The organism is Pseudomonas sp. AO-1, assembly GCF_019775695.1.
Taxonomy (GTDB): domain Bacteria; phylum Pseudomonadota; class Gammaproteobacteria; order Pseudomonadales; family Pseudomonadaceae; genus Aquipseudomonas; species Aquipseudomonas parakoreensis.
In genome coordinates this window covers 1,047,199-1,070,769 of the sequence record NZ_CP079947.1, presented here as the reverse complement: position 1 = coordinate 1,070,769, position 23,571 = coordinate 1,047,199, and the positions used below count along the sequence as shown (strand labels likewise).

The following is a 23,571-nucleotide window of genomic DNA, read 5'->3' as shown; positions in this document are numbered from 1 at the left end:
CTCGCTCCCACAGGGGAATGTATTTCAAATGTGGGAGCGAGCTTGCTCGCGAAGAGGTAGCTCAGGCACCAAAGAACTTAGGCCAGAAGCATCCGCCGCAACTCGACACAATCCTGCGCATGCCAGTCGGTCAGCTCCGGCCATGGGTTATCCGGCAGATTCACCAGCACCGTCCGCGCCCCGGCCGCTCGCCCGCAATCCAGGTCGAAGCGGTAATCCCCGACCATCACCATCTCGCGCGCCGGCACGTTCCAGGCCTCGGCCAGTTTCAGCAACCCGCCGGGATGCGGCTTCGGCGGTGCTTCATCGCGGCCCAGCACATCTTCCACAGCGAAACAGTCGGCCAGGCCAATCGCTTCGAGCGTCACATGCGCCAGCTCCCGCGCGTTGCGCGTCAGGATGCCCAGGCGATAGCCCCGCCCGTGCAGATCGCGCACCAGCTCCACCGCACCGGCAGCCGGTTTCGAACCCAGCGCCAGATCGCGCTCATGCTCCAGCAGCCAGGCATGTTTCGCCGCCGCTTCGTCGGCCGGCAGCGCCGCGAGGTGGGTGAGAATGTCGTCCTCGGGCGGAATCGCCAGCGCCACGCGGATCGCCGCAAAGTCATGCACGGCGATCGTCAGCGTGCCGTCCATGTCGAACACCCAGTGCTTCACATCGCTCAGGCTCATGCCCAGTCCTTGCGGTGACGAATCAGGCCTTCCTGGGTCACCGACGCCACCAGTTGCCCGGCGCGGTTGTACACGCTGCCACGGGAGAAACCCCGGGAATTGCCGGCCCACGGGCTGTCCATCGCGTAGAGCAACCAGTCATCGGCGCGCAGATCGTTGTGGAACCACAACGCGTGATCAAGGCTGGCGACCTGCATGTCTTTCTGCCAGACCGACTTGCCGTGGGGCAGCATCGAGGTGGTCAGCAGACCGAAGTCCGAGGCGTAGGCCAGCAGGTATTTGTGCAGCGCCGGTATATCCGCCAACGCACCGTCGGCACGGAACCACACGTATTTAATCGGATCGGCCGGCTGCGGGTTGTACGGGTCTTTTTCAGTGACCGGGCGCACTTCGATCGGTTTCGGGCACAGCAGTTTTTCGCGCATGTGCTCGGGGATCAGGTGCGCGCGTTGCTGGGTCAGTTCCAGCTCCGACGGCAGGTTTTCCGGGCCGACCACCACCGGCATCTGGCTCTGATGCTCGAAGCCAGCCTCGTCGTACTGGAACGACGCGCTGCAGGTGAAGATCGGGTGGCCCTTCTGAATGGCCGTGACCCGCCGGGTGCTGAAGCTGCCGCCATCACGCACGCGATCCACCGAGTACACCACTGGCAATTTGGCGTCGCCGGGGCGCAGGAAATAACCGTGCATCGAATGCACATGGCGCGCCTCTTCAACCGTCTGACTGGCCGCCGACAGCGACTGGCCGAGCACCTGCCCACCGAACAACTGACGGAAACCCAGGTCCTGGCTGCGGCCACGGAACAGGTTTTCCTCGATCGGCTCCAGGGTCAGCAGGTCGACCAGATCTTCCAACACTTGGCTCATTCAGACTCTCCTCACACAACGCTATGCCGCGCAGTCTTGGCTGCGGCGGCCCATTCAGGTTCTGGCGCGAGCCATTGTCGCGCCATTGTAAACGTCCGTGTCGGCTTAGCCATGCAGGGTTTGCAGCCATTGCTCCCTGGTAATCCGGTACAACACATGCCGGCGCAACGGGTGATCGACGGCAACTTTGGGATGATCGAAATCATCGGCCGGATCGTGCTGCATGCCAATCGCTTGCATGACTTTCTCCGAGGGCAGATTGCTCTGGGCGGTGAAGGACACGATTTCCTTCAGCGACAACCGGTCAAAGCCGCAACGCAGAGCGGTCCATGCCGCTTCACTGGCATAGCCCAGCCCCCAATGCTCGCGGGCCAGGCGCCAGCCGATTTCCACCGCTGGCGTGAACGGGGCATCGAAACCGACCACACCCAGACCGGTGAAACCGATGAACTCGCCGCTGTCCTTGCGCTCCAGCGCCCATAATCCGAAGCCGTGTTCGGCAAAATGGCCGCGCACCCGACCAATGAGCGAAGCACTTTCCAGGCGGCTCAATGGCTGTGGAAAGTAACGCATGACCTGCGGATCGGCACACATCGCCGCAAATGCCGGCAAATCCTCGTCCTGCCATTGGCGCATCAGCAATCGCGCACTTTCCAGTTGCAGTATCGGCTCCATCATGCCCCTCCGTTTCCATGCCGCAAGTCTACATCGCTGGTAGGATCGTTCACTCTTTCCATCGTTCCTACATGAAGTCGCCATGCCACTGCCGTTGATCTACCACGAAGACTACAGTCCCGAGTTTCCGGCGGATCACCGCTTTCCGATGGACAAGTTCCGTTTGCTGCGCGACCACCTGGTCGACAGCGGCCTGACCCGCGACGCCGACCTGCTGCGCCCGGAGATCTGCCCCAACGACATCCTCGCCCTGGCCCATGACCGTCGCTATATCGAACGCTACATGAGCGGCGAGTTGTCCCGCGAAGACCAGCGGCGCCTTGGCTTGCCCTGGAACGAAGCGCTGGCGCGGCGTACGGTGCGGGCGGTCGGCGGTTCAATTCTGGCGGCAGAAAAAGCCCTGGAGCATGGTCTGGCCTGTCACCTCGCCGGCGGCACCCATCACGCCCACTACGATTACCCGGCCGGCTTCTGCATTTTCAATGACCTGGCGATCATCAGCCATTACCTGCTGCAAAGCGGCCGGGTGAACCGGGTGCTGATCTTTGATTGCGACGTGCATCAGGGTGACGGCACCGCACGCATCCTCCACGACACGCCGGAGGCGATCACCGTTTCCCTGCACTGTGAAAAGAATTTTCCTGCACGCAAGGCCGAAAGCGACTGGGACATTCCGCTGCCTAAAGGCATGGGCGATGCCGACTATCTGCAGGTGGTGGATGACACCCTCAACTACCTGCTGCCGCTGTATCAACCGGACCTGGTGCTGTACGACGCCGGGGTCGATGTGCACAAGGACGACGCCCTCGGTTATCTGCAGCTGACAGACGAAGGTGTCGCCGCCCGCGATGAAAGCGTGATGCGCCATTGCCTGGGCCGCGACATCCCGGTGGTTGGCGTGATCGGCGGTGGCTACAGCAAGGATCGCCACGCCCTCGCCCGCCGCCACGGCATCCTGCATCACAGCGCGCAACGGGTCTGGACGTCACACGGTTGTCATTAAGCTGTGCTGCGTTACCCACAATGGCTGTGGAACGGCCTGTGGATAACCTGAGCGAAAGGGACTACAGGCCGCAGCGAACACGGTGTACAGCGCGATGGTTGTTTTTTAACCAGGCCACCAGATTTACCGTCGATCCCCCTGTAGGAGCTGCCGCAGGCTGCGATCTTTTGATCTTTGTTTTCTCAAGGCCAAGATCAAAAGATCGCAGCCTGCGGCAGCTCCTACACGGATCCCGGCTGTTAGAATGCGCGCCTTATCCCGCCATACCGCAGCGCACGCCATGACCCAGACCTCCGCCCCCCTCCCCGTTCACGTCGCCATCATTGGCGGTGGCCCCGCCGGCCTGATGGCCGCCGAAGTGCTGAGCCAGGCCGGCGTGCGGGTCGATTTGTACGACGGCATGCCCTCGGTGGGGCGCAAATTCCTGCTGGCCGGGGTCGGCGGCATGAACATCACTCACTCCGAGCCTTACCCGGCGTTCCTCGCGCGCTACGCCGAACGCGCGCCGCAGATCGCGCCGTTACTGCGCGGTTTCGACGCCGACGCGTTGTGCCGCTGGATTCATGAACTGGGCATCGAAACCTTTATCGGCAGCTCCGGCCGGGTGTTCCCCACCGACATGAAAGCCGCGCCGCTGCTGCGCGCCTGGCTCAAACGCCTGCGCGACAGCGGCGTGGTTATCCACACCCGCCATCGCTGGCTCGGTTGGGATGCACACGGCGCTCTGCGCATTGCCAGCCCCGATGGCGAAATCACCGTCAAACCCGACGCCACCCTGCTCGCCCTCGGCGGTGGCAGCTGGTCGCGGCTGGGTTCGGATGGCGCGTGGATGCTGTCGCTGGAGCAAAAAGGCGTAGGACTGGTGCCGTTACAGCCGAGCAATTGTGGTTTCGAAGTGCAGGCCTGGAGCGAGTTCCTTGTCAGCAAATTCGCCGGCGCACCACTGAAAAATGTCGCCATCGGTTTGAACGACGATGTGCCGCGCCTGGGCGAATGCGTGATCACCGCAACGGGCGTTGAAGGCAGCCTGATCTACGCGTTGTCAGCGCCGATTCGCGAGGCGATCAACGCCCACGGCTCAGCCACGGTGCACATCGATCTGCTGCCCGGCCGGCCTGTGGATAAATTGCAGGTAGCGTTGGGCAAACCGCGCGGCTCGCGCTCGATGGCCAAGCATCTGCACAGTCAGGTCGGGATTGATGGGGTGAAAGCGGCGTTGTTGCGCGAGCTGAGTGACGCGGCAACCTTCGATGATCCGGCGCTGCTGGCGCGGGCGATCAAGGCGTTGCCGTTGACCCTGGTGAAAACCCGTCCGCTGGACGAAGCGATCAGCAGTGCCGGTGGCGTGACGTTCGAGGCGCTGGATGAGCGTTTGATGCTCAAGGCCTTGCCGGGAGTGTTTTGCGCGGGGGAGATGCTGGATTGGGAAGCGCCGACGGGCGGCTATCTGCTGACCGGGTGTTTTGCCAGCGGGCGGGCGGCGGGGTTCGGCTTGCTCGAGTGGCTTCAGCACAAATCCCTGTAGGAGCTGCCGAGTGAAACGAGGCTGCGATCTTTTGACCGTTAAAAACAAGATCAAAAGATCGCAGCGTGCCGCAGCTCCTACAGGGAAATGCATTCCCGACGTACCAGCGAAGGTGTCCTTAGCGATGCCACATCATCAAGGTTTGCGCTTACGCGGCCCGGTATTGAACACCGGCACTTTACGCACAGGCTTGATCGACGGCTCCGGCGCCTGGGTGTCGCCACTGTCGACCCACTTGCCCAGATTGCGCTTGCCACCGCCGCCGGATGCTTTCGGCTTTTTCGGTTTCTTCGGCTTCTTGATCACCTGACCGCTGGCATCGGTATCCGGCACGCGGTGCTCAGGTTCGAAATCCGGCTCGTTCTGACGCTTCAAGGTCTGGCGGGTGAGCATCTCGATTGCCGAGAGCATGTTTACTTCATCCGCGCACACCAGCGAGATCGCCTCGCCCGTCGCGCCCGCACGGCCAGTACGACCGATGCGGTGGATGTAATACTCGGCGACGATCGGCAGGTCGAAGTTGACCACCAGCGGCAAATCTTCGATGTCCAGACCCCGAGCCGCGACGTCGGTTGCCACCAGAATCTGCACTTCACTGAGTTTGAAACGATCCAGCGCGCGCTGACGGGTCGCCTGCGGTTTGTCGCCGTGAATACCGTCGGCGTTCACACCGAGGCCCTGGAGTTTTTCCACCAACGCGTCCACGCCGTTGCGGGTCTTGGCGAACACCAGCACCTGCTTCCACTTGTTCTTGCGCATCAGGTGCACGAACAGTTCCGGCTTGCGCTTCTTGTCCACCGTCACCACCCACTGCTTGACGGTGTTGGCCGCGACGTTGCGCGGGCTGACTTCGATGCTCAGCGGATCGTTGAGCATCTGCCCGGCCAGCAGGCGAATGTCATCGGAGAAGGTCGCGGAGAACAGCAGCGTCTGACGCTTCTTCGGCAGCGCGCGATAGATGTTCGCCAGCTCTTCGGAAAAGCCCAGGTCGAGCATGCGGTCGGCTTCGTCGAGCACCAGGGTTTGCAGCTGATTGAATTTCAACGCGTTCTGGCGGAACAGGTCGAGCAGACGGCCCGGGGTTGCCACCAGCAGGTCGACGCCGCCGCGCAGTTTCATCATCTGCGGGTTAATGCTGACACCGCCATACACCGCGTAGGTGCGCAACGGCAGGTTTTCTGCGTACTGGCGCACGGATTCGTGCACCTGCTCGGCCAGTTCGCGGGTCGGCACCAGGATCAGCGCACGCACCGAGTTGGCGGTGACTTTCGGCCCTTCCATGGCCAGCAACTGCAGCAGCGGCAAAGCGAAACCGGCGGTCTTGCCGGTACCGGTCTGGGCCGCAGCCATCAGGTCGCGACCGGCCAGCACGGCCGGAATGGCTTGCGCCTGGACCGGCGTCGGGGTCTGGTAGCCGAGCTTCTCGAGGGAGCGCAGCAAGGGTTCGATCAGGCCAAGGGTGGCGAAAGTCATGGGAGTACCGTAGGAAAAATCAGCGCGGTTGCGCAAAACAAGGGTGCAATGGCGCGCAGTTTACCCTAATTCACACGCGGTTCTGCTGGAACGGCGGTCTTCGGCGGCTCCGCGACCAGCGGCTGCGCCGGCCGCCGCCATTGCGGCAGACCGATCAGCACCACGGCACTGATGATCACCAGCATCGCCAGCGCTTCTTCCATGCCGATGGTCTCGCCGACAAACACGATCCCCAGCAACACCGCCACCGCCGGGTTGACGTAGGCATAGCTGGTGGCCGCCGCTGGACGCACGTGCTTGAGCAGGTACATGTAGGAATTGAAAGCGATGATCGAGCCGAAGAAGATCAGATACCCCAGGGCCAGCCAGCCTTCCACCGGTGGCAAGGCTTGCAGGTGTTCGCCGCTGACCGCGCTGCCGATCAGCAGGACCACGCCGCCCACCAGCATCTCCACGGCACTGGCCATCGCCCCTTGCGGCAACGGCAGGTGTTTGCTCCACACCGAGCCGAAGGCCCAGGTCGCCGCCGCAAAAATCAGCAACGCCGCGCCCAGCGGACTCGATTGCAGGTTGGAACCCATGTTGAGCATGGCAATGCCGACGATCCCCAACGCCACCCCGGCCCATTCGAGGCGGGTATTACGCGCGCCCCAGAAATAGCCGCACAACAACGTAAACAACGGCACAGTCGCCACTGCCAGTGCCGCCACGCCGGACGCCACACCCGTGTGCTCGGCGACACTGACCGCGCCGTTACCGAAGCTGAGCAACAGAATCCCGATGATCCCCGCCGCTTTCCACTGCACCCAGGTCGGCGCCGGCGCGCCACGCCAGCGCAGGAAGGCGTACATCAGGCTGCCGGCAATCACGAAGCGCACCCCGCCGAGCATCAGCGGCGGCCAGTATTCGACGCCGAGGCGGATTACCAGATAGGTCGATCCCCAAATCACATACAGCGCGAAAAACGCGGCGATCAACGGCAAGGAAAAACGGCGCAAGGCAGGCATGGGCAGCTCGACAGTCAGAGGCAGGGTGAGGATTATTCTAGAAAGGCCCGTGAGCAAAAATAAGTTACAAAACCTGTTTATCGCGCCGGTACACTTTTGAAACAACGGAGATCGACGGGATAAGCCGTGATTTCGAAAGTCTGGCATTTTCAGGAGTCCGGCCTTGGACAAATACGACCGCATGCTGCTCAGCGCTCTGTTGGAAAACGGTCGCGCGTCCTACGCCGATCTGGCGCGCAAGGTGAACCTGTCCGCCCCGGCAGTGGCCGAACGGGTGGCCAAGCTTGAGGCGTCCGGCGTGATCACCGGGTATCAGGCGAACATCGACCTGTCGAAAATCGGTTTGCCGATCCAGTGCATGATCGAATTGCGCCTGCACCAGAACGGCAGCCAGAAGGTCTACGACGAACTGGTGAAAATCCCGCAACTGACCGAATGCTTCCGTGTGACCGGCGATCCATGCGTGATGATGAAGGGCGCGGTGGGCTCGATGACCGAACTGGAGGAACTGATCAATCACGTGGCGAAGTTTGGCTTCAGCAAGACCTCGATTGTGTTGTCCAGCGCAATCGAGAAGCGCGTGCCGCTGAGCCATATAGAAGCCAACGGCAAATAGTTCGGGCCAACCACAAATCCACTGTAGGAGCTGCCGAAGGTTCGGGCCGCGTTCGGACGATCTTTTGACTTTGACTTTTAAAAGCAAGATCAAAAGATCGCAGCCTTCGGCAGCTCCTACAAAGGTTCTGTGTCGGGCTGGGGATCAGCGGTAGCGCTGCAGGTGTTCGCTGACTTTGGCCGCCGGGACTTTCTGCAGTTTGCACAGCAAGTCATGGTTCAGCTCACGCACGCCATGCTTGTGCCGCAGCTCTTGCGCCAGATGCGCCATCAGATTGGCCGCCATCTCGGCATCCGCCATGGCCCGGTGCGCCTGGCCGGTGTGCGGCAGGCGCGCAAATGCAGTGAGCGTACCGAGCTTGTGATTGGGTGCCGCGGGCATCAGGCGCCGGGCCAGCAGCAGTGAACAGGCGAAGTTCTGCAGACGGGTGCGTTTGATCCGTCCCAGTTCAAAGTCCCAGAATTTCTGGTCGAACGAAGCGTTGTGCGCCACCAGCGGGGTGCAGCCGACGAATTCGTTGACCTCTTCCATGACCCGCTCCGCCGCAGGCGCGGTACGCAGCATGGCGTTGCTGATGCCGGTCAGTTGTTCGATGAAGGCCGGGACGCGCACGCCGGCATTCATAAGGCTCTGGTAACGCTCGACGATACGGCCGTTTTCCAGCATGACCACGGCGATTTCCGTGGCGCGACAGCTGCTGTTCGGCGACAGGCCGGTGGTTTCAAAGTCGATGACTGCAATGCGTTCCAAACCGGGTTCAACTCCGTTCAAATCAATTTTTCAGCTTAATTCTTCAGCAACAACGCGCCTTCGATCGGCACGTAACGGCTGGCGGCGCGGATCAGCGAGTTGGCGGTCAACCCGGGCACGCCGTAGGCGACTGCCTGTACGCCGTGCTTGCTGATGATGCGTTCGAGCAGCATGTCGAAGTCGCCGTCACCGGAGGCCAGGACGATTTCGTCGACGTGGTCAGCGGCGTCCATGATGTCGAGGGTGATGCCCACGTCCCAGTCGCCCTTGGCCGAGCCGTCGCTGCGCTGGATGTAGGGTTTGAGTTTCACGGTGAAGCCGAGGTTGCGCAGGATCTGCTGAAACTGCTGCTGCTTGCTGTCGCCGCGATCGATGGCGTAAGCATAGGCCTCGACGATCTGCCCGTGTTTGCTCACATCCGCCCACAGCGCGGCGTAGTTGAAATGGCAACCATAGGCCTGACGCACGGTGTAGTAGAGGTTCTGCACGTCGGCGAACACTGCGATTTTTTTCACCGGGATTCCTGTGAGCGCATAGCGCACGAAGCGGGATCAGGCGCCTGGCCCGAAAAAGGCGCTCAGTATGCCAGTCCACAGGAAGGTGGCGCGAATAATCGACCCACCACTCCAGACGGATGGTGGACTGTGGCGAGGGGATTTATCCCCGATTGGCAGCGCAGCGGCCCCGAAAATGGGACTGCTGCGCACTCCATCGGGGATAAATCCCCTCACCACAGGTTTGATACTGGCGGGCTGATCAGTCAGACAAACGAATCGTCGTCATCGAAAAACGACGAGCTGTCATCGCTGTAGTCCGTGTCGGTAAACCCGCCCTGGTCATTGCCAGAGAAACCGTTATCGGCCACACGCTGGTCATTGCCCCAGTCATTGCCGCTCTGGTCGGCCACCTGCGCCGGCTCTTCCTTGATCACTTCAACGATTTCTTCAGGCTGCTGGTTGTGATGGAACAGGCTGCTGATGCCCTGTGCCAGCATCACGCCACCGGCCACGCCAGCGGCGGTTTTCAGGGCGCCGCCGAGGAAGCTGCTGCCCGCAGCCGGGGCGGCTTGCTGCGCGTAATTGGGCGGTGGTGCGGCATAGTTCTGTTGTGGCGCTGGCGCCGCATAGTTCTGTTGCGGTGCCGGTTCACGCCAGCCGCCGGTGGAGGCCGGAGCGCTCTGGGTCGGCGTCGGACGCGAGCTGCTGCCGCCGAAGATGCTCGACAGGAAACCGCCACCGCCGCTTGGCGCCGGGGCCGCACTCTGAGCCTTGGCCGCTTGCAGTTCAGCCTGCAACTGCTGGACTTGTTGGGTCAGTTGCTTGTTCTGTTCGTCGAGGCTCTTGATGGCCGCCTCTTGCACCAGAATCGCCTGGGTCATGAAATAACCTGCCGCCGGCTGGCGGGTCAGGTGTTCCTTGATCCGCGCCTCGGCCTGGGCGTCGCGCGGGGCTGCCTCCGTTTCGGCCTGTTGCAGCCGGGAAAACAGTCCATCGATCAGGGTTTGCTCTTCGCTGTTCATGGCGACCTCGTAGATTGCCGGGGATAACGTTGCCTGTGCCCACTGCGGACATGGCGCACCTCTGTAATGGAGGCAGTGACAGGATGTTTCAACGACCTTTACCGAATGTTTACGTTTGTGTCGGCCCACGCATCATCGGTTAAAGTGAGCCACTGTTTTCCACCTGCGATACCGACTGATGAATGCCTTCGATGTACTGCGCGACTCTCTGTATTTTTTCAAACGCCACCTGGGCAGCATCGTGCAGCTGTGCCTGCCGCTGGTGATCTTCGAGGCGGCGCTGCAGCAAGTGGTGGATCACGTCACCGACCCGGACAGTTTTTCCGCCGCCAGCGTGGTGGTCGGTCTGCTGGTGTATCCGCTGTACACCGCCGCGCTGATCCTGTTCCTCGACGCCCGCACCCGTGGCGAAGCCCCGCGCACCGTCGACCTGCTGGCGATGTCCGCGCGTCTGTGGCCGCGTTTCGCCCTGCTCACGGCGCTCAATACCCTGCTGATTCTGCTGGGGCTGTCGTTGTATTTCCTGCCAGGCTTGATGTTGATGGTCATGCTCGCATTTGGTGAGTACCTGCTGGTGCTGCGTGGCATGGGACCGCTGCAGGCGATGAAGGAAAGCCTGCGTCTGACCCGCGGGCATTTCTGGCGAATTCTGCTGTGCATTCTCTGCGTGATGGGGCCGTTGTGGCTGCTCAAGGGCGCGACCCTGGCGGCCTACCCCGACCCGCAGAATCCGCTGATCGCGGTAATGATCGACAGTGCGCACAGCTTCCTGCAGCTGTTCACCAGCGTGGTGCTGTTCCGTCTGTTCATGCTGATCAGCGAATTGCCTGACAAACGTAGCGGAGCAGTCTGACTTCAGGAGACTTGGGCCAAGCGTCTGCGGTCGGGTATGCTCGCAAGCACTTTTGTAACGCGATAAGCCGAGCCATGCCCCGTCTGCTGCGCTACACCCTATTGTTGATCGTGCTCGCCATCGCCCTGATCGGCGGGCTGATCTACAGCCTGACCTGGCGCCCCGGCGCGCGCGAAACCTTGCCGGTCACCTGCACCGGCACCCCACCGACACTGGTGCCGGGGCAAGCCCTGAAAGTCATGACCTGGAACGTGCAGTACCTGGCGGGCAAGCGCTACGTGTTCTGGAACGACCTCGCCCAAGGCACCGACGAAGCGCCAACCCCGGAAGACATGGCTTTCAGCCTCGACGAGGTAGCAAGGGTGATCCGGGACGAGCAGCCCGACGTGGTGCTGCTGCAGGAACTGGATGACGGCGCCAAGGCCAGTGATTACCAGAACCAGCTCAAGTTGCTGCAGGAACGGGTCACCGACCTCTACCCGTGCAGCGCTCACGCGTTCGACTGGAAGGCCGATTTCGTTCCCGACCCGCACATTTTCGGCAGCGTTGGCCGGCAATTGGCGACCCTCAGCCGCTACCGCATCGAACACGCCGAACGCCTGCAATTACCGGTGCCGCCGGCGAATGTCATTGCTCGCCAGTTCGCCCCCAAGGATGCGTTGCTCGCCACCAAGCTGCCGCTGAGTGACGGCGGGCAACTGACGGTGTTCAACACCCATCTGGATCGCGCCAGCCAACCCGACGACACCTTGCACGCGCAAGTGACGGCGGTGGCCAAGGTGCTCGACAAGTATGAGAGCCAAGGCCTGGCGTGGCTGATCGGCGGCGATTTCAACCTGTTGCCGCTGGGCCAGTATCAACGCCTGCCCGCTGAACAGCGCACGCCCTACTCCGTCGACAGCGCCCTGCATCTGTTGTGGGACAAGTACCCGATGATCCCGACCAACAACGAAGCCAGCGGTATCGACCGCGCCCACTGGCTGACCCACTACCCCAACGACCCCGGCCTTAATGGCCCGGATCGCACCGTCGACTACCTGTTCTACAGCCCGAAGATCAAACGGGTCGAAGCGAGCGTGCGCCAGGACGATACCTTGCGCATTTCCGATCATCTGCCGGTGATTGCGCGGTTCCTGCTGCCCGCGGCTCCCTGATCACCAATTACCGCTGTAGGAGCTGTCGAGTGAAACGAGGCTGCGATCTGTTGATCTTCAAAAAACAAGATCAAAAGATCGCAGCCTGCGGCAGCTCCTACAGGGGACTCATGTGATCAATGGACTTCTTCCAGGTCGTCATGCAGCAAGCCGAAAATCTCCCGCTTCATGTCGATAAACGAGCGCTCCATCACCATGTCCAGTGAGCGTGGACGCTCGATCGGCACGTCGAGGATCTGCTTGATCCGCCCCGGTTTGGCGCCCATGACATAGACCCGGTCGCCCAGCAGGATCGCCTCGTCGATATCGTGGGTGACGAACAACACGGTCTTCTTGCTGTTGCCCCACACCCGCAACAATAACTGCTGCATTTGCAGGCGGGTCTGGCTGTCGAGGGCGCCGAACGGTTCGTCCATCAGCAGAATCTGCGGGTCGTTGGCCAGCGCCCGGGCAATCGCCACGCGCTGCATCATCCCGCCCGAGAGCTGCTTGGCGTAATTGTCAGCAAACCCGGCAAGCCCGACTTCGTTGACGTAGTAATCGACAATTTCCTTGCGCCGCGCCGCCGGCATGCCACGCCGCTTGAGGCCGAACTCGACGTTCTGCCGCACCGTCAGCCACGGAAACAGTGTGTAGCTCTGGAACACCATGCCGCGATCGGCACCGGGGCCCTGCACTTGCTGGCCGCCGACGTAGATCTCGCCGGAGGTTGGCTCGGCGAGGCCGGCGGTCAGGTACAACAGGCTCGATTTGCCGCAACCCGACGGCCCGACCAGCACCGCGAACTGCTGATCCGGCACCTCGAACGACACCTGTTCCAGCGCCGTGAACGTACCGCCATCAGGCTTTTTGTAGCGCAGGCTGACCTTGTCCACTTGCAGGCGCGGGGCAGCTTGCGGCGCCGCAGCACGCGATTCGGTAAAGCGATGATTGGCGGCAGTTACTGAGCCCATGCGGCAACCCTCAGGCGGAGAAAGCGGAACAGTTGATCGGTGACCAGCCCCAGCAGGCCGATGATCGCGATGGCGAGGAAAATCACGTCGACCTGAAAACCGCGCATGGCTTTCAGGCTCAGGTAACCGAGGCCACTCGACGCGGCGACCAGTTCGGCCACCACCAGATAGGTCCAGGCCCAGCCCATGGTCACGCGCAAGGTGTCGAGCACGCCGGGCACCGAGGCCGGGGCGATCACATGCAGCACCGCGTCGCGGCGGTTGGAACCGAGCGTGTAAGAGGCGTTGATCAGGTCCTTGGAGATGCCCTTGGACACATCCGCGATCATCACCAGTTGCTGGAAGAACACGCCGAAGATGATCACCGATACCCGCTGCTCCAGACCGATGCCAATCCACAGGATGAACAGTGGCACGAACGAGGTCACCGGCAGGTAACGGATGAAATTGACCAACGGTTCGAGGAACGCCTGGACGATGCGAAAGCTGCCCATCAGCAACCCCAGCGGTACCGCCACCAGCGACGAGACGATGAACCCGACCATCACCACTTCGACACTGGCCCACACATGGGTGCCAAGGGTGCCGTCGCGGCTCAGGCGCACGGCGGCTTCAACCACCGCGCCGGGCGTCGGCAGAAACATCCCCGGGACGATGCCGCCGTAGGACAGCCCGGCCCACAGCCCGACCAGCAACACCCAGGCCAGACCACTGGCGCTCCATACCACCGGCACCGGCAAGCCGGTCTTCGGTGTGATGCAGCGACTCAGCCATGAATTGCGCTTGAACATGACCAGTCTCCTAGAGCGGGCTGACGAAACGGTTATCCACCAGATCATCGTTACTGACGTTGTAGGGTTTGCCCTGCAATTCGCTGGCGGTTTCGTTGGCCAGTTTGATCAGCGGTGCGCTGTCACCCGGCGCGCCCGGTTTGCCCAGCAGCTTCTCGCTCATGGCCTGATCGTAGAAACGCACGCCTTGTGCTGCAGCAGCCAGTTCCTTCGGATCGGACAGATAACCGCCGACGCCCCTGGCCATGATTTCGTAGGCTTGCTGTGGATGGTCCTTGGTGTATTGCACCGCCTTGTAGAGACCGGCGACCAGCGCCTTGACGTCTTCGGGCTGCTTCTCGATCACCGTGCAGTTGAGCGCCACGACATCGACAATCACCCCGGGCGTGCTGCTGCTGTCGATCAGCACTTTGCCCTGCTGCTTGTCGCGCACCATCGACAGGTGCGGTTCCCAAGTCACGGCCGCCGGCACGCGACCGGCAATGAACGCGGTGGCAGCATCGTCGGCAGTCATGTTCTGCACGGTGATGTCGCTCATTTTCATGCCGTTCTTCTTCAGCAGATAGGAGAGCCAGAACTGCGAGGTCGAACCTTCGTTGACGGCCACGGCCTGGCCCTTGAGTTCCTGCAACGACTTCACGTCCTTGCCCACCAGCACGCCGTCGCCACCATGGCTGTCATCCAGCGCCGCCACGGCTTTGAAGCAGAACTGCGGACGGTACTTGAGCACTTCGTCGATGGTCGAGGCCGAACCGGAGAGTTGTCCGGAAGCCTGTGCGGCCATGTACATCGAAGCTTCCTCGACCACCGGCAACTCGACGGTAAGGCCGTTTTCCTTGAAGTAGCCCAGGTCCTGAGCCAGATACAGCGTGCCATAACCCACCCAGGTGGTATGGCCGATGGACAAGGTACCGGCCTGCGCGCCGGTCGCGACCGTGGCCGCCAGGGCGGTGATCGCCAGTGGATGGGTGAGACGGAGACACAAGGACTTGATCATGGAGCACTCCCGACGCTGTTGATTTAGTTTTGTCATGGGCAGTACGGCCAGCACCAATGATGTGAATCCACGCTGCGGTCTCTGCTGGACTCTGGCGTGAACCACCGGGCTGGCAAGATCGATGGTGGCCCATGTGCGGGCTGAGGAAAATCAGGAAATTGTTGGCAGCAAATGATGAAAAAACTGCTTAGCGTGCACCGCAAAAGCGCGGGGTTTGCGGGGATGCTCACGGTCGGTGCAAGCCAGGAATTTTCACTGCCTGGGGGAATGCCATCGCTGGCAAGCCAGCTCCCACAGTAATCGTTGGTGTACCCGGAATGGGTGGACACCACAAAACCTGTGGGAGCTGGCTTGCCAGCGATAGGGTCTACGCGGTCTCAGCGCAACTGAAACCAGGTGGTTTTCAGCTGGGTGTATTTGTCGAACGAGTGCAGCGACAGGTCGCGGCCGAAGCCCGATTGCCTGCCGCCGCCGAACGGCACGGTCACGTCCAGCGCATCGACGGTATTGACCGATACCGTGCCCGCCCGCAGCCTTCGCGCCACGCGGTGCGCGCGATGCAGATCATCGGTCCACAGCGACGCCGCCAGCCCATACACACTGTCGTTGGCCAGGCGCACCGCCTCGTCTTCATCATCGAACGGCACCACCGCCAGCACCGGGCCGAACACCTCTTCGCGAAACAACGCCATGTCGGCACTCACGCCGGTGAAAATCGTCGGTTCGATGAAGTTGTCCGAGCCGTTGAAGCGCCGTTGCTGACCGCCACACACCAGGCTCGCACCCGCCTGCTCGGCCTCACGGATGGCGCGCATGATGCTCACTGTCTGCCGCTGATCGACGATCGCTCCGGCACGGCTTTGCGGGTCGAGCGGATCGCCCGGCAGCCAGCGTTCGGCCTGGGCTTTGAGGCGCTCGACAAACGCATCATGAATCGAACGCTCGACCAACAATCGCGAGTTGGCCGAACACACTTCGCCCTGATTGAAAAAGATCCCGAACGCGGCTTTTTCCGCCGCCAGATCCAGATCCCGGCAATCAGCGAACAGCAGATTGGCACTCTTGCCACCGCACTCCAGCCACACCTGTTTGAGGTTGGATTGCGCCGAGTACTGCATGAAATATTTGCCGACCTGCGTCGAGCCGGTGAACACCAGACAATCGACATCCGGGTGCAGGCCCAAGGCTTTGCCGGTCTGCTCGCCCAGCCCCGGCAACACGTTGAGCACGCCCGGTGGCAGGCCCGCTTCCAGTGCCAGCTCGGCCAGACGCAATGCCGAAAACGGTGATTGCTCGGCCGGTTTGAGGATCACCGAATTACCCGCCGCCAACGCAGGCGCGAGCTTCCACGCGGCCATGTCCAACGGAAAATTCCACGGCACCACGGCAGCCACCACGCCCAGTGCTTCACGGGTGATGGTCGCCAGTACATTGGCGGCGCCGGGGGCGATCTGGTCGTAGAGTTTGTCGAGGCTTTCGGCGTACCAGCGAAACACCCCGGCGGCGCCCGGCACATCAATGTTGTAGGCGTCCATCACCGGTTTGCCCATGTTCAGCGAGTCGAGCAGGGCCAGCTCCTGACGATGTTCCATCAACAGCTCGGCCAGGCGCAGCAGCACTTGCTTGCGCTCGACGGGCGGGCGTTGCGCCCAGCTGCCAGCCTCGAACACGTGTCGCGCGTTACGCACCGCCACGTCCACATCCGCCTCGCCACAGGCCGCGACATTGGCCAGCAACTGGCCGGTGGCGGGGTTGATCGCGGCGAACGTCTGCCCCGATTGCGCGGTGCAGTGCTGGCCGTTGATCACGGCTCGATCGGGAAACTTCAAGGCACCGGCCTGGCGCTGCCACTCTGCAAGTTCGAACACGTCGAATGCTCCTTGGACGTTATTGTGCAGTCGATGGTGGCGCAGGCCCGGACGGGCGAAAATTAGTAAAAATGTCTTCGCAGGCAATGAAAAAACTGCTCAATCGGTTTCCCCAAAACCGCTGTGGATGACTAAGGTTCAAGGATAAAAACAACGTCGCGCAGCGGACGCGGCGGCGCACAAATTGCTTGGAAGTCGAGTCCGCTCGTCCTGAGGTTTGCCGTGGCCGCCTACAATTTGCGTCAGTTGAAATACTTCATCACCACCGTCGAATGCGGCAGCGTTGCCGAAGCCTCGCGCAAGCTGTACATCGCACAACCAGCGATCTCTACGGCGATCAAAGGTCTGGAAGACAGCTTCGCGGTGCAGCTGCTGATCCGCCATCACGCTCAGGGCGTATCCCTGACGCCGAGCGGTGCACGGTTCTTTCGCAAGGCGCAGGAGCTGTTGCGCATGGCCCGGGAGTTCGAGCAGAACGCCCTCGCCGACAACGACATCGTCGCCGGGCAGATCGACATCGGCTGCTTCGAAACCGTCGCGCCGCTGTACCTGCCGCAATTGATCGCCGGGTTTTCTGCGCTGTATCCGGGCGTGAAAATCCGTATTCGCGACGGCGAGCAACAGGAACTGGTGCAAGGCCTGACCTCGGGCAGTTTCGACCTGGTGATCCTCTATGAACACGAACTCGATGCCACCATCCAGACCGAGCCGCTGATGCCGGCGCAACGGCCGTATGCGCTATTACCGGTCGACCACCGTTTCGCCCAGTACAAGCAAGTGTCGCTGCGCGATCTGTGTCTGGAGCCGATGATTCTGCTCGACGTGCAGCCGAGCCGAACCTACTTCGTCAGCCTGTTCGAAGAACTGGGCCTGACCCCGCGCATCGAGTTCAGCTCGCCGTCGATCGAGATGGTCAGGGGCATGGTCGGGCAGGGTTTCGGTTTCTCGATCCTGGTGACCCGGCCCCACTCGGAATGCACCTATGACGGCAAGAAAGTGGTGTGCGTGGACATCGTCGAAGACGTCACCGGCTCAGGTCTGGTCGCCGCGTGGCTCAAGCGCGGGCAACTGACCAAACCGGCACAGCTGTTCGCCGACTATTGTCGCGAACAGTTGACCGCCAAGACCGCTGCCTGCCGCACCGAGCCATCAGGAAACCGGGACTGAGCGCTGTTCCACATCGATGCCGATCAACGGGCGTTTGAGCGCAATCGATACCCAGGCGCCCACGGCGGCGATGACGCAGGCAGCAAACCCCAACAGAAACGACATGAAGCTCAGCTCGTTGGCCACTGCCAGCAGGCCGAGCACGGCGGCGGTAGCTTCGGCAGCGCCCCAGACACAGGTCTGCACGGCCATCGCCACGGAACTGCGCCCGCGCCAGATCTTCACGGCCTGAGCCTGGTACAGCGGGCCGCAGATCATCTCGCCGATCACGATAAATACCACCACGACAAACAGGATCGCCTGCGCCTGTGACGAAATGATCAACAGCAGGCAGCCCGCGCCGATCAACAGGTTGGAAACGATGACCCGCCACAACCGCGAGACTCGCTGCGCGAATGAGGTCACGTAAACCTGGCTGAAGATGATGATCCCGCTGGCCACCAGAAACAGCACGCCGACCAGTTCACTGGAAAAGCGCTCGGTGGCATAGGTAGGGAACACGTAATAAAACTGCGCATAGCCGATCATGGTCAGAAAGTTGATCGCCATGAACGCCACCACCTTGGGCGATGCCTCGGTTTCGCCCGGCGTGGAAGCACGCGCTGCAAACGCCACGCCTGCACTACGCGCGACCTGCGGAATCAGCCGCGTGGAAGCCGTGGCCAGCACGCCCAACAACAGCGGCAGGGCGACAAACCAGTAACCGGTGCCGGCGAGAATCAACGACGCCACGAACGGCGCGACCCCGGCCCCTGCGTTCGCCGCAACATTCTCGTAAGAGAGCACGCGTTCGTGCTCGCCCTCGCGAAAGTACTGCACGATGTAGGAAATCTGCGAGATCGTGGCGATCGAATTGGAGACACCGAACACCACAACCAGTACGACCCAGATCAACACGTTGGTAATGCCCATCGCGGCGGTGACCAGCATCAATAGCGCCGCCACCGCCACACAGAACAAGGCCAGGGCTATTTCCCGGCGTCGCTCGACCTTGTCCAGCATGCCCTGAAAAGCCAATGCGCCGATGCGGTTGGAGACAATCGCGAACCCGACAACGACCCCCGCCGCACTGGTACTGAGGCCCACGGACGCATTGAGCCAAATGGCCATGAACGGATAGAAACAGCTCCAGGCCGCGGACGAAAGAAACCGGACGAAGTAAATCATTTGAATACCGGGCTTCTAGGGCCGCGATCGGTCAGGACACGTACCTGGCCAATCTCGCGCGCAACGACATCGGCATAGCCGGTGAGCATGCCGACCCAGGCGTAGTCGGACGTACCGATGGGCTGGATCACGCTGCCGACGTTGGCAATGGGCGTGTGAATGGAAGCCATCGGCGGAATCTCCCAGTCATGCACGACGGCTTCGTGATCCAGGCAGTACCAGTAGCTCAGGGTCTGGCGGCAAGATTCGACCGGCTGGTATTCAAGCGCAGCCTCCAGCAAGCCCAGTGGCAGCAGCGCCACGTGTTGCAGGACAGTCGCTGGCGCCAGATCGTAGGCCAGCGCAATCTGTTCAACGATGCTCGCGCCGCCCAGGCGCCCCATGTTGGCATCGATCAGATAAGCCGTGGCGTCGTTCGCAATGAACTCGCAATGGAAGAAGCCATTGTCGAACCCTGAACGGGCAATCAGATCGCGAACCGCCTTCTCGATTTTCGCACGCACGGGCAAGGCCATGCGGGCGTCGGCCGGGAACTGGTTGGCGACTTCCGTGAATCCCACTCGGTCGCGCCTGGACAGTCCGAGGAAGACCACCCGCCCCTCCTGGGCAAAGCCTTCCAGGCTAACGAGATCACCCGTGCAATACGCCTGGACAATCCAGGCAGTGTCTTGCGGGTCGTCGATTCCGCTGTTCAGGATGGCGGCGCGGATTACTGCGCCAGGGTCAGCGTCCGGTGCAATCGAGAGCAGGGTGGTGGCCACCGCGCCAGAGCCGACCGAGGGTTTGAGCACCACATCGTTTTGTTGCCCGGGTGTCAGCCAGGGAATGACCACGTCGCCATCGCTCAGCGACACACAGGTCTCGGCGGGCACATGTTCCGGGATCAAGCGGCCGACGAAGCCCTTGGAGGACAGCCGGGCAAACACCTCAGGCGGCGCCTTGAAGCCGAATTCTTCGGCAATCGCGGATACGACCGGGAACAACTCGTCAAAGAATGTCGTGATGCTGCGAATCACGCCAACCAGTGCGGGATGGGCGTTCAGGTAAGCGGACAGCGCGACTCTGTCGGTAAAGGCAGGAATGCAGGTGACCCCTTCGAACACGTTTTTCGCCGCGCCATGAAAACCCGAGGGATCAACGGACAGTATCGGTTCGAAGCCCGCACCGCGGATCGCCTCGCACACGTACTTGATGGAGACCTTGTTGATGCCCACTATCAAAATATGATCCATACCTTTCACATCCATCCTTAAAAACAAAAATTCGACAGTTATCGAGCGTCAACCCGTAACGATTGATACATCTTGCCGGGGTTGAACAGGTTGTCCGGATCCAGGGCCGATTTGATGGCCCTCATGAACTGCAGCGCTGCGCCGTGTTGCGCCGACATCCACTTCAGTTTTCCCTGCCCTACCCCATGCTCGCCGCTGACGGTGCCGCCGAACGACAACGCGCGACTCGACAGCCGGCTGAGGAACGCCTGAATGTCCGCACTTTCGTCTTCACCTTCATCGAGCATGATCAGCAGGTGAAAATTACCGTCACCGACATGGCCGATAAGCGGCGCATCAAGACCGGAGGCAGCAATGTCGGCGGCCGTGGCGCTGATGCAGGCACTCAGACAGGACAACGGGACACAGACATCGGTGGCCAGCCCCTTGCGGCCTTTGTAGAAAGCGTGAAAGGCCCACCAGGCGTCATGTCGGGCTTTCCACAGGGCCGTGCGTTCTTCAAGGCGCTCGGAGATCCTGACCTGCCCGCCGTACTCACCGGCGCAATCCTTGAACAGCTCGACACTGCTGGCGACCGTCGACCGGTCGCCGTGGAACTCCAGAAACAGATGCGGCGTTTCCACCAGCCCCAGTGCCGCAGAATAGGCATTGCACGCACGCACCGCCGTGGCATCCAGCAGCTCGATCCGGGCGATCGAGAGTCCTTGGCCCAAGGCACTGGCCACCGTCTGTACCGCGTTATCCACCGAGTCGAACGAACAGACACCGGCAACGATGGCCTCGGGCACCGGATGCAGGCGCACTTGCAGTTCGCTGAAGATGCCCAGAGTGCCCTCTGAACCGATGGCAATCGCCAGCAGATCCAGACCCATGGCCGATTTGGGCGCGCGGGAACCAATGGCGGCGACCGAGCCGTCCGCCATGATCCAGCGTGCGGCTTTGACATTCCCGGCCATGGTCCCGTAGCGCACCGAGTTGGTCCCCGATGCACGGGTCGCCGCCATTCCGCCCATGGAAGCGTTGGCGCCAGGATCGACGGAAAAGAACAGTCCGGTCTCACGCAAGTGGCTGTTGAGTTGCTCGCGGGTAACGCCCGGCTGAACCGTGGCGGTCATGTCGGTGACGTTCACATCGACAATCGCGTTCATTTCCGAGCAGTCGACGCAGACGCCACCCTGTGGCGCATTGATCTGCCCTTCGAGAGACGAACGCGCACCCGACGGGATCAGCGCCACACCGTACTCACGGCAAAGCTTCACGACCTGAATGATTTCGTCTTCGCTGCGAACGGTCACTACCGCATCGGGGGGACTCAGCTCGATGCCGGGAGGCGCCTGGCAGAACTGTTGCCGGATTCCCTGTTCGAGCCTCAAGCGTTCGCCGAACAACTGACGGAGTTTTTCTACGACTGGAGCATTCATTCATCTCATCCCTGTTCTGACTGATGATGGCCGGGTTACTTTTCAGCGCCCCGTTCTCTGTACTGTCCGCGCACTCCTGTGAACGGTTGGTTCTTGCCGGGCCATGCCACACAGAAGCGGTGAAGCGCCCGGCAGTTGTTCACTCCTCGTCTTTTTCACCGACGCGGGCCGCGCGCCCGTCGTATTCCGGACGCCCGGAAACCACCAGCCCGAAGAAATAAGGCTGTGCGCCTGAATCCTCCAGCTGACGACCAGACTTGTTATGCACTTCGATGACCGAGAACAGGTCCACCAGACGGTCCTGAATCTGTTCTATTTCGGCGTCCTTGAGTGTCACCATCGAGCTGTATTTGAAAGAGCCTGAAACATCGAAGTATTCGCTCTTCTCCGGCTTGAGCAGCGACCGGTCCACTTCATGGCGCAGGAACTGATCCTTCAACTTCAACGCATCCACCGTCCTGGGCATCCTCAACGTGGGTGCATGCCGGACAAACGGGTCATCCGGCGTTGCGCGCGGCTTGGACACCAGGTTCAGGAACGCTTCAGTGTCCCGGTCATAAGCCAGACCGATCTGCTGGCACACCAGCTGAATCTCCGCCACTGAGGCGCTGTCGACCATGTACAGATACGTCATCAATGGCAGCAGTTCGAACTGCGCCTCGAACGCGGCGATCACCTCTTCGGTGACAATGAACTCACGCTCGTAGCGACTCAGGCTCAGGGCCCGGCGCAAGATTCTGGAGTCGTGTTCGCGCAGTTCCAGGCGCGAAGAGAGATCGGTCACCTCGACGCCTTTGCCGAACAACATTTCGTGGACGTCCGCCGGCAACAAATCCCTGAAGTAGTGCCAGAAATAATCAAAACTGGCTTTGCTGGCCGAATCGATGCCAAGGTGATCATGCAGTTCGACGGCAGCATCGATACTCAAGTATTTCCTTCCGGCCTCGACGTCGCGGTAGTAATTGGCCGAGAACGGAATATTGACCTCGTCGAGAAACGTGGAGATCTTCAGATGCCCCGCGTCGATTCGAAACTGCATGAGAAATGCGCCAAACGCACGTTTGCTATCCAAGCTCTTCCGCCTCTGCCGACAGAGTGACAAGCACTCTGGTCGTGTTTTTCTTGATCTTCATACTGGAAGTCACCACGCCTATTTCTTGCGTATTACGCACATGAACGCCCCCACAGGGGATTGACCAGTCTTCGCATTGCCACCAACGAAATCCCTGTCCCTGGCGGGTATCCGCTTCCGTACGAATCTCATGACTTGCAGAGCAAAACTCGTTCAAGGCATCTGTTGCGCGCCTCAGACTGTCTTCGTCGAACTCACCGACAAACTCGTATTGGTTCTCGCCACCCTCGTCGCTCAACGGCGAACGAACCGGATGCGCAATCGCTCGCCCGAGCGTCCGCTCGAGCATGCAATGAATCAAATGCATCGCCGAATGAACCCGCATCTGATGATATCGCAATGGCCAATCCAGCGTGGCGGTCGCCTGCTGGTCGCTGACCCGCGTCTGCAGCTCAGCGAACGTTTCGTCGTCAATACTCAGGTAATGCCTGATCTGATCGTCCCGTTTTTTCGTCGCGACGATCTCCAGCGTGCGCAGTGCCTCACCCTCCCCCGCGAGCGGAATGTTCAATACCCCCCGATCGCCCAGTTGCCCGCCTCCCTGGGGGTAGAACACGGTTTCGCCGAGGAGTGCGAAAGGCAGGCCGGCGTCGTCGCGCTCCAGTCGATCAACTCGGCAGTCCAGTTGCTTCAAGTAGGGTTCAGCGTGAAACAACGTCAGCGTCTGGCTCATTTTTACCTCAGTCAAGGTTTCACTGATCTTGCCCTGGAAGCCCTGGGCAATCGCCAAA

At 61.3% G+C, this 23,571-nt stretch carries 23 protein-coding genes; 6 read left to right on the top strand and 17 right to left on the bottom strand.

Translation table 11 applies throughout. The features are described from left to right. Nucleotides 1–77: 77 nt before the first annotated feature. The 3 genes from KVQ82_RS04975 to KVQ82_RS04965 all read right to left on the bottom strand — a co-directional run bounded on the left by KVQ82_RS04975 (nucleotide 78) and on the right by KVQ82_RS04965 (nucleotide 2,212). Nucleotides 78–671: an HAD family hydrolase gene (locus tag KVQ82_RS04975; RefSeq protein WP_108183877.1), complete on the bottom strand. Its 594-nt coding sequence runs from the start codon at nucleotides 669–671 to the stop codon at nucleotides 78–80. Continuing rightward, on the bottom strand, nucleotides 668–1,537 hold the full coding sequence (gene tesB / locus KVQ82_RS04970) for an acyl-CoA thioesterase II (protein ID WP_095048747.1): 870 nt from the start codon (nucleotides 1,535–1,537) through the stop codon (nucleotides 668–670). Before tesB ends, KVQ82_RS04975 begins: the two co-directional genes overlap by 4 nt. A 105-nt stretch (nucleotides 1,538–1,642) precedes the next feature. Continuing rightward, nucleotides 1,643–2,212: a GNAT family N-acetyltransferase gene (locus KVQ82_RS04965; protein WP_041065149.1), complete on the bottom strand. Its 570-nt coding sequence runs from the start codon at nucleotides 2,210–2,212 to the stop codon at nucleotides 1,643–1,645. Nucleotides 2,213–2,294: 82 nt separating this feature from the next. Here KVQ82_RS04965 and KVQ82_RS04960 point away from each other — a divergent pair, with 82 nt between their 5' ends. Continuing rightward, entirely contained in the window at nucleotides 2,295–3,215 is a 921-nt protein-coding gene (locus KVQ82_RS04960) for a histone deacetylase (protein ID WP_041065146.1), read from the top strand. Nucleotides 3,216–3,495: 280 nt separating this feature from the next. Then, nucleotides 3,496–4,740, top strand: coding sequence for a TIGR03862 family flavoprotein (locus KVQ82_RS04955; protein WP_222018246.1), 1,245 nt, complete (start codon nucleotides 3,496–3,498; stop codon nucleotides 4,738–4,740). 135 nt (nucleotides 4,741–4,875) lie between these two features. Here the strand turns inward: KVQ82_RS04955 and KVQ82_RS04950 are convergent, their stop codons facing one another. Together KVQ82_RS04950 and yedA are read right to left on the bottom strand one after the other, a co-directional pair. Continuing rightward, on the bottom strand, nucleotides 4,876–6,213 hold the full coding sequence (locus KVQ82_RS04950) for a DEAD/DEAH box helicase (protein WP_222018244.1): 1,338 nt from the start codon (nucleotides 6,211–6,213) through the stop codon (nucleotides 4,876–4,878). 65 nt (nucleotides 6,214–6,278) lie between these two features. Further along, complete coding sequence (gene yedA, locus KVQ82_RS04945; RefSeq protein WP_041065137.1) at nucleotides 6,279–7,220, bottom strand: drug/metabolite exporter YedA; 942 nt, start codon at nucleotides 7,218–7,220, stop codon at nucleotides 6,279–6,281. Nucleotides 7,221–7,383: 163 nt separating this feature from the next. Between yedA and KVQ82_RS04940 the strand changes: the two genes are divergently transcribed. After that, nucleotides 7,384–7,836, top strand: coding sequence for an Lrp/AsnC family transcriptional regulator (locus KVQ82_RS04940; RefSeq protein ID WP_041065134.1), 453 nt, complete (start codon nucleotides 7,384–7,386; stop codon nucleotides 7,834–7,836). A 144-nt stretch (nucleotides 7,837–7,980) separates the two neighbouring features. Here KVQ82_RS04940 and KVQ82_RS04935 read toward each other — a convergent pair whose 3' ends face one another. The 3 genes from KVQ82_RS04935 to KVQ82_RS04925 form a co-directional block, all read right to left on the bottom strand. Beyond that, on the bottom strand, nucleotides 7,981–8,586 hold the full coding sequence (locus KVQ82_RS04935) for a PolC-type DNA polymerase III (RefSeq protein ID WP_041065131.1): 606 nt from the start codon (nucleotides 8,584–8,586) through the stop codon (nucleotides 7,981–7,983). Nucleotides 8,587–8,621: 35 nt separating this feature from the next. After that, nucleotides 8,622–9,101 (bottom strand): NYN domain-containing protein, encoded by a 480-nt coding sequence (locus KVQ82_RS04930; RefSeq protein WP_041065128.1) that lies wholly within the window; start codon nucleotides 9,099–9,101, stop codon nucleotides 8,622–8,624. A 245-nt stretch (nucleotides 9,102–9,346) separates the two neighbouring features. Then, nucleotides 9,347–10,105, bottom strand: coding sequence for a DUF2076 domain-containing protein (locus KVQ82_RS04925; RefSeq protein WP_222018241.1), 759 nt, complete (start codon nucleotides 10,103–10,105; stop codon nucleotides 9,347–9,349). Between the two features lie 178 nt (nucleotides 10,106–10,283). On the opposite strand from KVQ82_RS04925, the gene KVQ82_RS04920 reads away from it, so the two are divergent. Beyond that, on the top strand, nucleotides 10,284–10,958 hold the full coding sequence (locus KVQ82_RS04920; RefSeq protein ID WP_222018239.1) for a YciC family protein: 675 nt from the start codon (nucleotides 10,284–10,286) through the stop codon (nucleotides 10,956–10,958). Nucleotides 10,959–11,032: 74 nt separating this feature from the next. After that, nucleotides 11,033–12,112: an endonuclease/exonuclease/phosphatase family protein gene (locus KVQ82_RS04915; RefSeq protein ID WP_041065119.1), complete on the top strand. Its 1,080-nt coding sequence runs from the start codon at nucleotides 11,033–11,035 to the stop codon at nucleotides 12,110–12,112. Nucleotides 12,113–12,228: 116 nt separating this feature from the next. On the opposite strand, the gene KVQ82_RS04910 is transcribed toward KVQ82_RS04915, so the two are convergent. The 4 genes from KVQ82_RS04910 to KVQ82_RS04895 all read right to left on the bottom strand — a co-directional run bounded on the left by KVQ82_RS04910 (nucleotide 12,229) and on the right by KVQ82_RS04895 (nucleotide 16,721). Then, nucleotides 12,229–13,065, bottom strand: coding sequence for an ABC transporter ATP-binding protein (locus tag KVQ82_RS04910; RefSeq protein ID WP_041065116.1), 837 nt, complete (start codon nucleotides 13,063–13,065; stop codon nucleotides 12,229–12,231). Then, the gene (locus tag KVQ82_RS04905; protein ID WP_041065113.1) at nucleotides 13,053–13,856 is read right to left on the bottom strand and encodes an ABC transporter permease; all 804 of its coding nucleotides are present in this window, start codon (nucleotides 13,854–13,856) and stop codon (nucleotides 13,053–13,055) included. The genes KVQ82_RS04910 and KVQ82_RS04905 overlap by 13 nt, the downstream gene beginning before the upstream one ends. Nucleotides 13,857–13,866: 10 nt before the next feature. Continuing rightward, nucleotides 13,867–14,853 (bottom strand): ABC transporter substrate-binding protein, encoded by a 987-nt coding sequence (locus KVQ82_RS04900; RefSeq protein ID WP_222018237.1) that lies wholly within the window; start codon nucleotides 14,851–14,853, stop codon nucleotides 13,867–13,869. Nucleotides 14,854–15,230: 377 nt separating this feature from the next. Beyond that, the gene (locus KVQ82_RS04895; RefSeq protein WP_222018235.1) at nucleotides 15,231–16,721 is read right to left on the bottom strand and encodes an aldehyde dehydrogenase; all 1,491 of its coding nucleotides are present in this window, start codon (nucleotides 16,719–16,721) and stop codon (nucleotides 15,231–15,233) included. A gap of 222 nt (nucleotides 16,722–16,943) precedes the next feature. Between KVQ82_RS04895 and KVQ82_RS04890 the strand changes: the two genes are divergently transcribed. Beyond that, the gene (locus tag KVQ82_RS04890; protein ID WP_108183885.1) at nucleotides 16,944–17,888 is read left to right on the top strand and encodes a LysR family transcriptional regulator; all 945 of its coding nucleotides are present in this window, start codon (nucleotides 16,944–16,946) and stop codon (nucleotides 17,886–17,888) included. On the opposite strand, the gene KVQ82_RS04885 is transcribed toward KVQ82_RS04890, so the two are convergent. The 5 genes from KVQ82_RS04885 to KVQ82_RS04865 all read right to left on the bottom strand — a co-directional run bounded on the left by KVQ82_RS04885 (nucleotide 17,871) and on the right by KVQ82_RS04865 (nucleotide 23,570). Further along, entirely contained in the window at nucleotides 17,871–19,055 is a 1,185-nt protein-coding gene (locus KVQ82_RS04885) for an MFS transporter (RefSeq protein ID WP_086792909.1), read from the bottom strand. The genes KVQ82_RS04890 and KVQ82_RS04885 overlap by 18 nt on opposite strands. Beyond that, the gene (locus tag KVQ82_RS04880) at nucleotides 19,052–20,287 is read right to left on the bottom strand and encodes an acetyl-CoA carboxylase biotin carboxylase subunit family protein (protein ID WP_222018233.1); all 1,236 of its coding nucleotides are present in this window, start codon (nucleotides 20,285–20,287) and stop codon (nucleotides 19,052–19,054) included. Before KVQ82_RS04880 ends, KVQ82_RS04885 begins: the two co-directional genes overlap by 4 nt. 38 nt (nucleotides 20,288–20,325) lie before the next feature. Beyond that, nucleotides 20,326–21,708, bottom strand: coding sequence for an FAD-binding oxidoreductase (locus KVQ82_RS04875; protein WP_047296761.1), 1,383 nt, complete (start codon nucleotides 21,706–21,708; stop codon nucleotides 20,326–20,328). A 139-nt stretch (nucleotides 21,709–21,847) separates the two neighbouring features. Next, a complete protein-coding gene (locus tag KVQ82_RS04870; RefSeq protein WP_260688039.1) occupies nucleotides 21,848–22,747 on the bottom strand; it encodes a hypothetical protein in 900 nt (299 codons plus the stop codon). Nucleotides 22,748–22,772: 25 nt separating this feature from the next. Further along, nucleotides 22,773–23,570, bottom strand: coding sequence for an alanyl-tRNA editing protein (locus KVQ82_RS04865; protein WP_260688038.1), 798 nt, complete (start codon nucleotides 23,568–23,570; stop codon nucleotides 22,773–22,775). Nucleotide 23,571 lies beyond the last annotated feature (1 nt).

What these genes read in the sequence shown, in the direction of transcription:
- KVQ82_RS04975 (WP_108183877.1), bottom strand. Translation starts at nt 671, where the DNA reads ATGAGCCTGAGCGATGTGAAGCACTGGGTGTTCGACATGGACGGCACG.
- tesB (WP_095048747.1), bottom strand. Translation starts at nt 1,537, where the DNA reads ATGAGCCAAGTGTTGGAAGATCTGGTCGACCTGCTGACCCTGGAGCCG.
- KVQ82_RS04965 (WP_041065149.1), bottom strand. Translation starts at nt 2,212, where the DNA reads ATGGAGCCGATACTGCAACTGGAAAGTGCGCGATTGCTGATGCGCCAA.
- KVQ82_RS04960 (WP_041065146.1), top strand. Translation starts at nt 2,295, where the DNA reads ATGCCACTGCCGTTGATCTACCACGAAGACTACAGTCCCGAGTTTCCG.
- KVQ82_RS04955 (WP_222018246.1), top strand. Translation starts at nt 3,496, where the DNA reads ATGACCCAGACCTCCGCCCCCCTCCCCGTTCACGTCGCCATCATTGGC.
- KVQ82_RS04950 (WP_222018244.1), bottom strand. Translation starts at nt 6,213, where the DNA reads ATGACTTTCGCCACCCTTGGCCTGATCGAACCCTTGCTGCGCTCCCTC.
- yedA (WP_041065137.1), bottom strand. Translation starts at nt 7,220, where the DNA reads ATGCCTGCCTTGCGCCGTTTTTCCTTGCCGTTGATCGCCGCGTTTTTC.
- KVQ82_RS04925 (WP_222018241.1), bottom strand. Translation starts at nt 10,105, where the DNA reads ATGAACAGCGAAGAGCAAACCCTGATCGATGGACTGTTTTCCCGGCTG.
- KVQ82_RS04920 (WP_222018239.1), top strand. Translation starts at nt 10,284, where the DNA reads ATGAATGCCTTCGATGTACTGCGCGACTCTCTGTATTTTTTCAAACGC.
- KVQ82_RS04915 (WP_041065119.1), top strand. Translation starts at nt 11,033, where the DNA reads ATGCCCCGTCTGCTGCGCTACACCCTATTGTTGATCGTGCTCGCCATC.
- KVQ82_RS04910 (WP_041065116.1), bottom strand. Translation starts at nt 13,065, where the DNA reads ATGGGCTCAGTAACTGCCGCCAATCATCGCTTTACCGAATCGCGTGCT.
- KVQ82_RS04905 (WP_041065113.1), bottom strand. Translation starts at nt 13,856, where the DNA reads ATGTTCAAGCGCAATTCATGGCTGAGTCGCTGCATCACACCGAAGACC.
- KVQ82_RS04900 (WP_222018237.1), bottom strand. Translation starts at nt 14,853, where the DNA reads ATGATCAAGTCCTTGTGTCTCCGTCTCACCCATCCACTGGCGATCACC.
- KVQ82_RS04885 (WP_086792909.1), bottom strand. Translation starts at nt 19,055, where the DNA reads ATGATTTACTTCGTCCGGTTTCTTTCGTCCGCGGCCTGGAGCTGTTTC.
- KVQ82_RS04880 (WP_222018233.1), bottom strand. Translation starts at nt 20,287, where the DNA reads ATGGATCATATTTTGATAGTGGGCATCAACAAGGTCTCCATCAAGTAC.
- KVQ82_RS04875 (WP_047296761.1), bottom strand. Translation starts at nt 21,708, where the DNA reads ATGAATGCTCCAGTCGTAGAAAAACTCCGTCAGTTGTTCGGCGAACGC.
- KVQ82_RS04870 (WP_260688039.1), bottom strand. Translation starts at nt 22,747, where the DNA reads ATGCAGTTTCGAATCGACGCGGGGCATCTGAAGATCTCCACGTTTCTC.